The following is a 12,904-nucleotide window of genomic DNA, read 5'->3' as shown; positions in this document are numbered from 1 at the left end:
ATGGAAAAGTTTGAAGTGCTTCAATCTACGGCGGTTCCGCTCCCGATTGAGAATATAGATACCGACCAGATTATCCCGGCCCGCTTCCTGAAGGCTACTTCGCGCGAAGGCTTCGGGGAGAATTTATTCCGAGACTGGCGCTTTGATAACGCCGGTCAGCCCAAAGCCGATTTCGTGATGAACACCGGCCGTTACAGCGGTCAGATTCTGGTAGCGGGCAAGAACTTTGGGTGCGGTAGTAGCCGTGAGCACGCCGCCTGGGCAATCTATGATGCTGGTTTCAAAGTGGTGATTTCCAGCTTCTTCGCTGATATTTTCAAAGGCAACGCCCTGAACAATGGACTGTTGCCGCTTCAGGTCTCAGATGAGGTTTTGGCAAGACTGTTGGGCCAGATTGAGGAAGACCCGCAGACCACCCTGGTGGTGGACCTGGTGAAACAGGAATTACAGGTGCCGGCTTGGGAGGAGAAGATCCCGTTTGAGATTGACGCCTACAAGAAAGAGTGCCTGATCAATGGCTACGATGACATTGATTATTTAGTAAATCAGAAAGACGCAATAGAACAATACGAAAAGAGCAGACCATGGGCGTATTAAGTAAAAAGATAGCCGTTCTCCCCGGCGACGGAATTGGACCAGAAGTATGTGCCGAAGCCCTCAAAGTATTAGAAGCCGTTTCTGAACGCTTCGGGCATGAGTTTGAACTGGATGTGCAGCTGATGGGCGCCTGCGCCATTGATGCCACCGGCAACCCGCTGCCTGAATCAACCCTGCAAGCCTGCTTTGAAGCCGATGCCATCCTGCTGGGGGCTATTGGTGATCCTAAATACGACAACAACCCGGCCGCCAAAGTACGCCCAGAGCAAGGTTTGTTGCGCCTGCGTAAATCTTTGGGCTTGTACGCCAACATCCGCCCGGTAACTGCCTATGACGTGTTGTTGGAGCATTCTCCTTTGAAAGCAGACCGCATCTCGGGCGTAGACATGATGATCTACCGGGAGCTGACCGGCGGTATCTACTTCGGGGAGAAAGGCCGCACCGAGGATGGCGCTTTTGACAACTGCTTTTACTCTAAAGAAGAGATCGTGCGCATCGCGCATCTGGCCTTTCAGGCAGCGGCTAACCGCCGGAACAAACTGACCCTGGTAGACAAAGCCAACGTGCTGGAAACGTCCCGTCTGTGGCGCGAAGTGGTGCAGCAGATCGCCCCGGAATATCCTTCGGTAGCGGTGGATTACCTGTTCGTGGACAACGCCGCCATGCAGATGATCCTGAACCCGAAACAGTTTGACGTGATCCTCACCGAGAATATGTTCGGGGATATCATCTCAGACGAGGCCTCGGTGATCGCCGGCTCGCTGGGCTTGCTTCCTTCGGCATCGGTAGGGGAGACCGCAGCGTTGTTTGAACCCATCCACGGTTCTTTCCCGCAGGCCAAGGGCAAAGGTATCGCTAACCCTATTGCTACCATTCTTTCGGTAGCCATGATGCTGGAGCATTTCGGGTTGCAGGAAGAGGCAGATCTGGTGAAAGAAGGCGTGGAATACGCCCTGAAAAGAAACGTGCTGACCCCGGAACTGAACAAGGAAAACCCGTTCACCACCGAGCAGGTGGGCGGCTTCATCGCCGACTATGTGCAGGAAGGCGGCGAGTGTTTCCGGCACCTGAAAAACCTGGAGATAGGGCTAAGCACCATCATTTAACGAAGAAACGTTTCAGGCCAGTTTTGCTGAAAACATGCCTGAAACCAAAGATAATACCAGATGCGACTACAGTCGGTCATTTCCATTATTGTCATTATTCCTCTGCCGCAAGGTGGGTAGGAACGGCCTCTTACAATCCTTCAGAGCCTTTCTCACCACCCGGTAGAAAGGCTCTTTTTTTGTGAAAACACCTCAAAAACACCGCATTACGAACCATGGCATTAAATAAATACAGCAGCATCTACACCAAAGACGACAGCTTACCGGCTTCCCAGGCTATGCTCATCGGCTCGGGTATTCCGGAGGCCGATCTGCGCAAACCGTTTGTGGGCATCTGCTCCACAGGCTTTGAGGGAAACACCTGTAACATGCACCTCAATGGGTTAGCCGATGCCGTGAAAATGGGCGTGCAGGCCAACGGCATGGTGGGGCTTCGCTTCAACACCATTGGCGTGAGCGACGGCATCACCAACGGCAACGCCGGGATGCGCTTTTCGCTGGTATCCCGAGAGTTGATCGCTGATTCTATTGAAGCCATGGCCGGTGCCCATTACTATGACGCCGTGGCTACCGTGGTGGGCTGCGACAAAAACATGCCAGGTGCGTTGATTGCCATGGCGCGCCTGAACCGCCCCTCGCTGATGGTGTACGGCGGGACCATTAAGGGTGGGGAGTACAAAGGCCAGAAGCTGAACATTGTGTCCTGCTTTGAGGCCTACGGTAAAAAACTGAACGGCGCTATCTCTGACGAAGACTACCGGGGCATCATCCGGAACGCGTGTCCGGGCCCGGGGGCTTGCGGGGGGATGTACACCGCCAACACCATGGCCGCCGCCATTGAGACCCTGGGCATGAGCCTTCCATTCTCTTCGTCTTCCACAGCGGTGAGCGCCGAGAAAAACCAGGAAGCCTTGGATACCGGCGCCTACATTCTGCAACTGTTAGAGAAAGATATCAAGCCCCGCGACATCTTGGTGCGCGAGGCTTTTGAGAATGCACTGGTGATGATTACCGTATTGGGTGGTTCTACCAACGCCGTTTTGCACCTGATTGCCATCGCCCATGCCGCCGGCGTTAAACTGACGATGGAAGATTTCCAGGAAGTCAGCAACCGGGTGCCGGTGCTGGCCGATCTGAAGCCCAGCGGCAAATACCTGATGGAAGACCTATCCGCTTTAGGTGGAGTGCCTGCCGTGCAGAAAACCTTACTGGAAGCAGGTTTGCTCAAAGGCGATTTAATGACTGTCACCGGCAAAACCTTAGCCGAGAACTTAGCCAACGTGAAGCCACTGGGAGAGGAGCAGGATTTGTTAAGACCGCTTTCTAACCCCATCAAAGCAGACGGCCACATCCAGATCTTGTATGGCAACCTGGCCAGCAAAGGCGCTGTGGCGAAAATCTCCGGGAAAGAAGGCCTGCGGTTTGAAGGACCCGCCATTGTCTTCAATTCAGAAGAAGAACTGAACGAGGGCATCACCCATGGCAAAATCCAGCCTGGCCAGGTAGTGGTGATTCGCTACGTGGGACCAAAAGGCGGACCCGGCATGCCCGAAATGTTGAAACCCACCTCAGCCATCATGGGTGCTGGATTAGGCGATAAAGTAGCCCTCATTACCGATGGCAGGTTCTCGGGCGGTACGCACGGATTCGTCATCGGCCATGTCTGCCCCGAAGCCTATGACGGCGGAACCATTGCCCTGGTAGAAGACGGCGACTGGATTGTGCTGGACGCTACCACCAATACCATAGATGTGCAGCTAGACGATGCCGAGTTAGCCCTCCGGAGAAGCCAATGGCAAAGACCTAAGCCAAATGTGCAAGGGGGAGTGCTTTTGAAATATATCAGAACAGTAAGTGATGCCAGCCACGGTTGTATCACCGATTTACAGGAAGAAGCCTATGTTAACGCAAGAGAAACAAGCCCCAGCCTTGCCTGAAACAGACACCATGATTAGCGGCAGTCAGGCGCTGTTGCACGCCCTTTCCGTGGAAGGGGTGGACACGATCTTTGGCTATCCCGGTGGGGCCATCATGCCCATCTACGATGCCCTGTTCGATTTTCCCGGGAACATGAAGCACGTGTTGGTGCGCCACGAACAAGGCGGAATCCACGCGGGCCAGGGTTATGCCCGTGCCTCCGGCAAAGTAGGCGTGGTGTTCGCGACCAGCGGTCCGGGCGCCACCAACCTCATCACCGGCCTCGCCGATGCCCTCATTGACAGCACGCCGCTGGTCTGCATCACCGGCCAGGTGTTCGCGCACCTGCTGGGCACCGATGCGTTCCAGGAAGCCGATGTGATCGGGATCACTACCCCGGTGACCAAGTGGAACTACCAGGTAACTGATGCCACCGAGATCCCGGAGGTGCTGGCCAAGGCGTTTCATATCGCGCGCACCGGTCGGCCCGGACCGGTTCTAATTGACATTACCAAAAATGCCCAGTTGCAGAAGTTCCCTTTCCAGGGCTATAAGCGATGCGACCACATCCGCAGTTATCGGCCAAAGCCGATTGTAAGGAAAGAATACATTGAACGAGCGGCCGAACTCATCAACAGCGCTAAAAAGCCATTCGTGTTGTGGGGCCAGGGCGTGATGCTGGGCGCGGCCGAGCAGGAGTTCCGTGAGTTCCTGGAGAAATCCGGTATTCCGGCGGCTTGGACCATCATGGGCGCGGGCGCTTTGCCAAGTGACCACCCGCTGAACGTGGGCATGTTGGGCATGCACGGCAACTACGGCCCCAACGTGATGACGAACGAGTGCGATGTTTTGATCGCCATTGGCATGCGGTTCGATGACCGCGTAACCGGTAGGTTGGACAAATACGCCAAACAAGCCAAAATCATCCACCTGGACATTGACCCCGCCGAGATTGACAAAAACGTAAAAACCACCGTGCCGGTGTGGGGCGACTGCAAGGAAACCTTGCCGCTGCTGACGCAATTGGTGGAAAAGAAACAGCACACTGAGTGGCTGGCGAAATTCCAGGAGTTTGAGCAGCAGGAGATTGACGCGGTCATTCGCGAAGAGCTGTTCCCAACCTCAGGGGAAATGACCATGGGCGAGGTAATCCAGCAACTGAACGAACTCACTAAAGGCGAAGCCATCATTGTAACCGATGTAGGACAGCACCAGATGGTGGCCTGCCGCTACGCCAAGCTGAACCACACCCGCAGCAACATCACCAGCGGCGGCTTGGGCACCATGGGCTTCGCGCTGCCAGCAGCCATTGGGGCTAAGTTTGGCGCAGAGGATAGAACAGTTGTTGCCGTGATTGGCGACGGTGGCGTGCAGATGACCATTCAGGAGCTGGGCACCATCATGCAGAGCGGCGTGGACGTGAAAATCCTCATCCTCAACAACCAGTTTCTGGGCATGGTGCGGCAATGGCAGGAGTTGTTCCATGAGCGGCGCTACTCCTTCGTGGACATCCAGAGCCCCGATTACGTGACGGTAGCCAAAGGCTACGGCATCTCGGGCAGAAGCGTGAACCAACGCGCCGACCTCAATGATGCCCTGAAAGAAATGCTGGAGCATCCTGGTTCCTTCCTGTTGGAAGTGATGGTGACCAAAGAGAACAACGTGTTCCCCATGGTGCCGCAAGGCTGCAGCGTGAGCGAAATCAGATTAAAATAGGTGCCTAACCAAACAGAATATGCCTGAGCAAGCGCCCATAGAAAAGCAGGAATATAACATTACGGTGTACACCGAAAACCATGTGGGATTGCTGAACCGCATCGCCATGATTTTCACGCGCCGCAAGATCAACATAGACAGCCTGAACGTGTCGCCTTCTGAAATTGAAGGCATACACCGCTTCAACATCGTGATCAACGAGACCGAGGAGGTGGTGAGTAAAATCGCCCGGCAGATTGAAAAGCAGGTGGAGGTTTTGAAAGTGTACTTCAACACCAACGAAGACGTGATCTGGCAAGAAATGGCTCTCTACAAAGTGCCCACGGATATCATAGCCGAGAAGGCTAAAGTAGAGCGCCTGCTGCGTGAGAACGGAGCCCGCGCCGTGGTGATCCGCAAGGACTACACCGTCTTTGAAACCACCGGCCACCGTGAAGAGACCGACAACCTGATCAAGGTGCTGCAGCCCTTCGGGTTGATAGAGTTTGTACGCAGCGCCCGCATCGCCATCATCAAAGGCAGTGACGGCTTCAACCGCAAACTCCGCGAGTTTGAGCGCGCCGAACCGGGCCAGGACGCCATCGAAAACGAGTTCCTGAACAGCCGGGATAATGTGTTCAGCATGTAATTCATGTTGGCCTAAGCAACCGTTTAACTATGGCCCTTCTATGGCGCGGAAGTTACTTCCGTGACTTACGATAAAATTAGAAGCAAGGCACGGAAGTAACTTCCGCGCCATAGAAGGGAAATAAGGAAAACCGAAACAACTGGCGCAAGTCTCCAGACTCGTGCCTCCGGATGAAGCGAGTCTCCAGACTCGCCGGGAATCACGAACCGGAAATGCTTAGAATCAGCAATGCGGAATATCGCTGCGTTGCAGCGAGGGTAGTCAGGAGACTACCCGACATCCCTGGGCACGAGTCTGGAGACTCGCGCCAGCTCAGAGAGTACAACCTGTTTTAGCCCACTTTTCATGAAATCAGGCCTAAAACACCAAACGAGTAAATAAAACCATAACCCATATTAACCAAACAAAATGGCAAAGATCAATTTCGGCGGTGTAGAAGAAACCGTTGTGACCCGCGATGAATATCCGTTGGCAAAAGCCCAGGAAACCCTGAAAGACGAAGTAATAGCTGTGATTGGCTACGGCGTGCAAGGACCCGGTCAGGCATTGAACATGCGCGACAACGGCTTCAACGTGATTGTGGGACAGCGTCAGGATTCTGCTTCCTGGGAGAAGGCGAAGCAAGACGGTTGGGTAGAGGGACAGACCTTGTTCTCTATTGAAGAAGCCGTAGAACGCGGTACCATCATCTGCAACCTGTTGTCAGACGCCGGTCAGATTGCCGTGTGGCCAACCATCAAAGAAAGGCTGAAGCCCGGCAAGACGCTTTATTTCTCGCACGGATTCGGGATTACCTTCAAGGAGCAGACCAACATTATTCCGCCCGCCGATGTGGATGTGATCTTAGTGGCCCCCAAAGGCAGCGGTACCAGCTTGCGCCGCCTGTTCCTGGAAGGCGGAGGGTTGAACTCTTCCTTCGCGGTGTTCCAGGATGCCACCGGCAAAGCCTACGAGAAAGCCATTGCCATGGGCATTGGGGTGGGCTCCGGTTACCTGTTCGAGACCGATTTCAAAAAAGAAGTGTACTCAGACTTAACCGGTGAGCGCGGTGTGTTAATGGGCGCTTTGGCCGGCATCATCGAGGCCCAGTACCAGGTGTTGCGTCAGCGCGGTCACTCTCCGTCAGAGGCCTTCAACGAAACCGTGGAAGAATTAACCCAAAGCCTGGTGCCATTAGTAGGCGAGAACGGCATGGACTGGATGTTCAGCAACTGCTCCGTAACGGCTCAGCGTGGCGCCTTGGATTGGAAAGGCAAGTTCCGTGAGGCTACGCTTCCGGTATTAAATGAACTGTATGACAGCGTAGCATCAGGCAAAGAAGCCGAGCGCACCATCCAGCGCGGTTCTACCCCAGGCTACCGTCAGGAACTGGAAGCCGAGCTGAAAGAAGTACGCGAATCAGAATTGTGGCAAACCGGCGCGGTAGTGAGAAAACTTCGCTCGGGCCGATAAGCCATCAAAACGAAAGAGGTGTTTCCAGGTCGTTTTCTGAAAATCGGGTCTGAAACACCTCTCCTTTAAATAGAGAATCAAGATGCAGAAAGAAGCTTCCTTAGAAACCGTGGTCGCGTTGGGAAATGTTGAGAGGGCGGCTAAAAACCTGAAGGGCGTCATCTACAAGACGCCTTTGATGAAGAATCTGTGGCTCTCGCAAACCTACGACGCTGAGATTTACCTCAAGCGCGAGGATTTGCAGGTGGTGCGTTCTTATAAAATCAGGGGGGCGTACAACAAGATTTCCTCTTTATCCTCTGAGGAAAGAGAGCGGGAGATTGTCTGCTCCAGTGCCGGAAACCACGCGCAGGGTGTGGCCTACGCCTGTCAGCTGCTGGGCATCAAAGGCTACATCTTCATGCCCGCCGCCACGCCTGCCCAGAAAGTGAACAAAGTGCGCCTCTTCGGGAAGGACATGGTGGAAGTGGTTCTCACCGGTGCTACCTACGATGATACGTTCCAGGCCGCCAAAGAATTCTGCGACGGCCGCGGCAGTAACTTCATTCCGCCATTCGATGATCTGTCCATCATTGAAGGACAGGCCACCGTGGGGCTGGAGATCTTCAAGGACGCTGATTTCTCTATTGATTACCTGTTGATGCCCATCGGGGGCGGCGGATTGGCCTCTGGTCTTTCCAGCGTGTTCAAGCAGGTGAGTCCGCAAACCAAGCTCATTGGCGTGCAGCCCTTGGGAGCGCCGTCTATGTACAACTCCATCCGGGAGAAAAAGCGCCAGCCGCTGGAAACCATTGACTCCTTTGTGGATGGTGCCGCGGTGAAGTGCCCCGGCGAAATCACCTTCGAGATCTGCCGCGAGCTCCTGGACGATGTTCTCCTGGTACCCGAAGGCCAGATCTGCGAAGACATCCTGAAGATGTACAACGAAGAAGGGGTGGTGCTGGAACCGGCCGGCACGTTGACCATCTCGGCCCTGAAAACCCTGGCCGAGGAGATAAAAGGGAAGAACGTGGTCTGCGTCATCAGCGGCAGCAACAATGACATCACCCGCATGGAGGATATCAAAGAGCGCGCCATGCAGCACCAAGGCCTGAAGCACTATTTCATGGTGACCTTCAACCAAAAGCCTGGCGCCCTGCGCACCTTCGTGAACCGCGTGCTGCACCCCGAGGATGACATCATCCATTTCCAGTACATCAAGAAAAACAACAAGGAAAAAGGTCCGGTGTTTATTGGTGTGGAGGTGAAGCGCCCGCATGATGTGGAGAACATCAAACTGCGGATGCTTGAAGAAGGCTTCGCCTATGAGTACCTCAACGGCAAGCAAGACTTCCTCAATCTATTTGTGTGAGCGTTAATTTTAGTTTGTTTATAGGTCGTTTAAGTTCGTGTTGTGTGTTGTCTGAAAGCCCCGCGCCTGAAAAGGTGGCGGGGCTTTCTGCTTGTAGCGAGGACCTGTTTAAAGGGTGTTTTTCTGAAAAGGCACCGGAATCAGGAATTCAAGTTGATGCCAAACAAAGCCTTATAGTCTCAGTTCTCTGCTGCCGATCTTCAATTGTCGATTTCTTTCCAATCGCCTAAGCATTCCGTCCCCCTTTGAAGGGGGGAGGGGGATGATTGCTCCTGCTGATCAGGTATCCCCGATAATCACCTTCTTTCTATGGCGCGGATTTACTTCCGTGACTTACTGGAAAGTCACGGAAGTAACTTCCGCGCCATATTGGCTTCTCCGTAGCTAAGGATATGCATCTTCCAACCACTTTATCATCCCCCTACCCCCTTCAAAGGGGGACGATCAGATAATGTTCCCTATTTCTTAAGAGGAGATAGCCTCATCTTTCACGCAAATTCATCTTTGCAGCCCTGCATTTTCAGTCCATTTTCCGGAAAGTGGCTTTGAAACAAGAGGTTACTTTCTCCCATTTCCCCTTCAAAACATTGCGGTAATAAAAGCTTTACAAAAGCATAACTGGTTGGGTTCGCCCTCAAACAAACCGGTCCACTACTTTTGAAGTGTCAAATCAAGGACATTTCGCTTATAGGAAAATTACCATTTGCTGTCGGTCTTCCGCTTATCGGCACGTCAACATCGCCAATATCCAACTTACCATAAACAGACAACTCAACCATGAGACAACGTTTACTTCCTTCTAACAAGAGGATAAACTTCTTCCCCTACAAAATGCTTTTGGGGTTTTCGTTTCTGGCGCTGCCCCCCTTGGCAGAAGCGCAGAAGCATCCCGCCGGCATGAGGATGGAGACCTCGGGGCAACACTCCCCAATGGTTCTGGCCCATGCTACGCCAAATTCATCCGCCACAAGTACTAAGCAGATTGAAAAAATCCAACTTCAGCCAAAGTCGGTAGTGGTGCTGAATGCACAGCAAACGGAAAGAGTCAGGATCTCAGGGGTTGTCTCTTCCGCTGAGTTGGGAACTATGCCCGGGGTGGTGATCACGTCAAACGGAACGGCCGTGGGTGCCACCGGAAGCGATGGAACCTTCTCCATTCAGGTGCCCAAAGGGGCAGAAGTGGTTTTCTCATTTGTAGGGTATACCTCTCTCAAGAAAACCTTCAACCAGAACGAGGCCAATGTGAAAGTAAGCCTGGTGCAAGACAGCCAGCAATTGTCTGAAGTGGTAGTAACAGCCCTGGGTATTGAGCGGGAAGAGAAAGCGCTAGGGTATGCCGTGACGGAAGTACAAGGCGAGGAACTGACCAATGCGCTTCCCAACAACTGGACCGATGCCTTGTCTGGCCGGGTAGCGGGTTTGAACCTGATTAAATCGGGTGGCGGTCCTGGGGGATCTAACAGGATCATCCTGCGGGGCGAAAACGACCTGGGTGGCCAGTCTGATGCTTTGATTGTGGTAGACGGCGTGGTGATGGGTGGATCTAACCGGCAGACGGGTACCGGCAGCACAGCCTATCTGCAGGGTGAATCGCCGGTGGATTTCGGGACCAGTTTGAACGACATCAACCCCGAGGACATTGAGAGCGTGAGCGTGCTGAAAGGCCCCGGTGCAACGGCCTTGTATGGTTCCCGTGGAGCCAACGGCGCTATTATCATCACCACTAAATCAGGCAGATCACGCGAGAAAGGCATAGGAGTAACCATCAACTCCAACACTGCTTTTGAAACCATCTCCCGTTGGCCAGATTACCAATATGAGTACGGCCAGGGCGTAAACGGCGACAATTACTACTCTTACAACGCCACCGAAGACGGAGCCAGCACCCGCAGCACCAGCTCGGCCTGGGGGCCAAAGTTTGACGGGCAGCTATTCTACCAGTATGATCCGGTGACCCGCACTACCGGCACCGAAAGAACTCCGTGGGTGCCTTACAAGAACAACCGGAAAGATTTCTTCCAGACCGGGAAAACCTTCACCAACAGCGTGACCTTGGATGGCGGCACCGACCGCACCACGGCCCGCTTCTCGTTTACCAACCTGAAAAACACCTGGATTATCCCCAACACGGGGTACACCCGCAACACGGTAGCTTTGTCGGCGAGCCAGAAAGTAACTGACAAGCTCCGTATCTCCACCAAGATCAACTACACCAACAAGTACGCAGATAACCTGCCTTCTACGGGGTACAACAACCAGTCTCTGATGTACTGGCTCATGTTCCAGGTGCCCAACGCAGACCTGAACTGGCTGAAACAATACTGGCAGCCGGGCAAGGAAGGAGTGTTGCAGAACTATCCTTTCAGCAGCCTGGTAGACAACCCGTACCTGATCACTTATGAGATGCTGAATAAATCTAACCGGCACTCTGTAACTGGTAACGTGCAGGCCACCTATGACTTCACCAAGCACCTCAGCTTAATGGTAAGAACGGCTATTGACTATTCTTACGAGGCACGTTCCCAGCAGCGACCCATGGACACCGAGAAGTTCAAGCAAGGCATGTTCCGCACGCAGAACATCTTCTCTCAGGAAACCAACAGTGATTTCTTGCTGAGATACGGCCGTGAAGTGGGAGACCGCTTTGATTTCAGCGTATCGGTAGGGGGTAGCCGGATGAGAAACCGCTATAACCGCGACGAACTTCGGGCAGATCAGTTGTCTTACCCGCAGATTTTCACCTTCGCTAACAGTGCGGTAGTACCACTAGCTTATCCTTACCGTGCAGAATTTGCAGTGAACAGCTTGTACAGCTTGGCAACGCTAGGCTACAATGAGTGGTTGTTTGTAGATCTTACCGCACGCCAGGATTGGGCCAGTACCCTGGCTACTCCTGGCGTGGACCGAAACCTGGGCTTCTTCTATCCATCGGTAAGTGTGAGTACGGTTCTTTCTGAACTCATTCCCATGCCGCAAGCCGTTTCCTTTGTGAAACTGAGAGGATCCTGGGCAGCGGTAGGTAGCGGCTCCACCAGACCTTACCAGACTTCCTTTACTTACGCCACAGAGGCCGGTTTCCCGGGTGGTTTATCAAACCCAAGCACCATCGCAAACCCCACGCTTAACTTCATGAGCACGCAAAGCATTGAAGTAGGGGCTGATGTGCGCCTGTTCAAAAGCCGTTTGGGCGTAGATGTGTCTTTGTACCAGAGCAAAACCTTTGACCAGATCCTTCCAGTGCCTATTGATCGGTCCTCTGGGTACGATTACGCTACCCTCAATGCCGGTGAGGTGCAGAATAGAGGAATTGAGATTCAGGCAAACGGTGCGCCATTCAGAAACGCGGCCGGTTTTAGCTGGGACATCACGGGTACCTTCACCGCTAACCGGAACGAAGTAGTAGAACTGGCCGATAGTTTGTTGACCTACCAGTTGCAGAGAGGCCCCGGCGGGCGCGGATCTGTGGAGGCCCGCCCCGGCGGGACCATGGGCGCCATTTACGGCAGAGGCTACCTGCGGGCCCCGGATGGACAGATCATATATGAGAATGGCTACCCGGTGCTGACCAGTGACATGATATACCTGGGCAACGCCATGCCAAAATGGAGAGCCAGCCTGGGCAACCAGTTCCGGTTCAAACAATTCAGCATGAACGTCCTTTTTGACGCACAGTTTGGGGCAAAAGCTTTCTCCCTCACGCACTCGGTTCTGGCCGATGCAGGAAAACTGAAAAAGACCATTCCGGGCCGCTACAACGGAATCATTGGCAGTGGGGTTGTCAGAAACGATGACGGCACGTTCCGCCCCAACGATGTGATCGCGGAAAATATCTGGACCTACTACAACGCGCACTTCGGCCGTGACAACGTGGAAGGTAACCTGTTCAGCACCGATTTTATCAAGCTCCGCGAAGTACGTTTTGACTACAATTTGCCCCAAATACTGCTAAAACGCTTAAGACTGCAGAGGGCTTCCATAGGTGTGTACGGGCGTGACCTGTTCATGATCACCAACTGGCCCGCCTTTGACCCAGAGTTCGGAACCCTGAACAACGGCACCATTGATGCCGGCTTTGAACTGGGCCAGTTCCCGTCTACCAGAACCATGGGCCTTAACCTAACCCTTGGCATTTAAGCA

At 53.6% G+C, this 12,904-nt stretch carries 8 protein-coding genes; all 8 read left to right on the top strand.

The annotated features are described in order from the left end of the window. The 8 genes from leuD to JT719_RS06160 all read left to right on the top strand — a co-directional run bounded on the left by leuD (position 1) and on the right by JT719_RS06160 (position 12,901). Positions 1-597: a 3-isopropylmalate dehydratase small subunit gene (gene leuD, locus JT719_RS06195; protein ID WP_207431686.1), complete on the top strand. Its 597-nt coding sequence runs from the start codon at positions 1-3 to the stop codon at positions 595-597. Continuing rightward, positions 585-1,703 (top strand): 3-isopropylmalate dehydrogenase, encoded by a 1,119-nt coding sequence (gene leuB, locus JT719_RS06190; RefSeq protein ID WP_207431685.1) that lies wholly within the window; start codon positions 585-587, stop codon positions 1,701-1,703. The genes leuD and leuB overlap by 13 nt, the downstream gene beginning before the upstream one ends. A gap of 215 nt (positions 1,704-1,918) precedes the next feature. After that, positions 1,919-3,640, top strand: a complete 1,722-nt coding sequence (ilvD, locus tag JT719_RS06185; protein ID WP_207431683.1) for a dihydroxy-acid dehydratase — start codon at positions 1,919-1,921, stop codon at positions 3,638-3,640. After that, positions 3,603-5,336: a biosynthetic-type acetolactate synthase large subunit gene (gene ilvB, locus JT719_RS06180; RefSeq protein WP_242693084.1), complete on the top strand. Its 1,734-nt coding sequence runs from the start codon at positions 3,603-3,605 to the stop codon at positions 5,334-5,336. Before ilvD ends, ilvB begins: the two co-directional genes overlap by 38 nt. Before the next feature lie 19 nt (positions 5,337-5,355). Beyond that, the gene (ilvN, locus tag JT719_RS06175) at positions 5,356-5,964 is read left to right on the top strand and encodes an acetolactate synthase small subunit (RefSeq protein WP_207431680.1); all 609 of its coding nucleotides are present in this window, start codon (positions 5,356-5,358) and stop codon (positions 5,962-5,964) included. Between the two features lie 408 nt (positions 5,965-6,372). Then, positions 6,373-7,416 (top strand): ketol-acid reductoisomerase, encoded by a 1,044-nt coding sequence (ilvC, locus tag JT719_RS06170; protein ID WP_207431679.1) that lies wholly within the window; start codon positions 6,373-6,375, stop codon positions 7,414-7,416. Positions 7,417-7,498: 82 nt separating this feature from the next. Then, a complete protein-coding gene (gene ilvA / locus JT719_RS06165; protein ID WP_207431677.1) occupies positions 7,499-8,767 on the top strand; it encodes a threonine ammonia-lyase IlvA in 1,269 nt (422 codons plus the stop codon). Between the two features lie 777 nt (positions 8,768-9,544). Further along, positions 9,545-12,901 (top strand): SusC/RagA family TonB-linked outer membrane protein, encoded by a 3,357-nt coding sequence (locus JT719_RS06160; RefSeq protein ID WP_207431675.1) that lies wholly within the window; start codon positions 9,545-9,547, stop codon positions 12,899-12,901. Positions 12,902-12,904 lie beyond the last annotated feature (3 nt).

Origin of the sequence: Sabulibacter ruber (genome assembly GCF_017355955.1) — a bacterium.
Taxonomy (GTDB): Bacteria; Bacteroidota; Bacteroidia; order Cytophagales; family Hymenobacteraceae; genus Nibribacter; species Nibribacter ruber_A.
This window is presented reverse-complemented; position numbering and strand designations above follow the sequence as displayed.

Coding starts and splice junctions, on each gene's coding strand:
- leuD (WP_207431686.1), top strand. CDS start 1: ATGGAAAAGTTTGAAGTGCTTCAATCTACGGCGGTTCCGCTCCCGATT.
- leuB (WP_207431685.1), top strand. CDS start 585: ATGGGCGTATTAAGTAAAAAGATAGCCGTTCTCCCCGGCGACGGAATT.
- ilvD (WP_207431683.1), top strand. CDS start 1,919: ATGGCATTAAATAAATACAGCAGCATCTACACCAAAGACGACAGCTTA.
- ilvB (WP_242693084.1), top strand. CDS start 3,603: ATGTTAACGCAAGAGAAACAAGCCCCAGCCTTGCCTGAAACAGACACC.
- ilvN (WP_207431680.1), top strand. CDS start 5,356: ATGCCTGAGCAAGCGCCCATAGAAAAGCAGGAATATAACATTACGGTG.
- ilvC (WP_207431679.1), top strand. CDS start 6,373: ATGGCAAAGATCAATTTCGGCGGTGTAGAAGAAACCGTTGTGACCCGC.
- ilvA (WP_207431677.1), top strand. CDS start 7,499: ATGCAGAAAGAAGCTTCCTTAGAAACCGTGGTCGCGTTGGGAAATGTT.
- JT719_RS06160 (WP_207431675.1), top strand. CDS start 9,545: ATGAGACAACGTTTACTTCCTTCTAACAAGAGGATAAACTTCTTCCCC.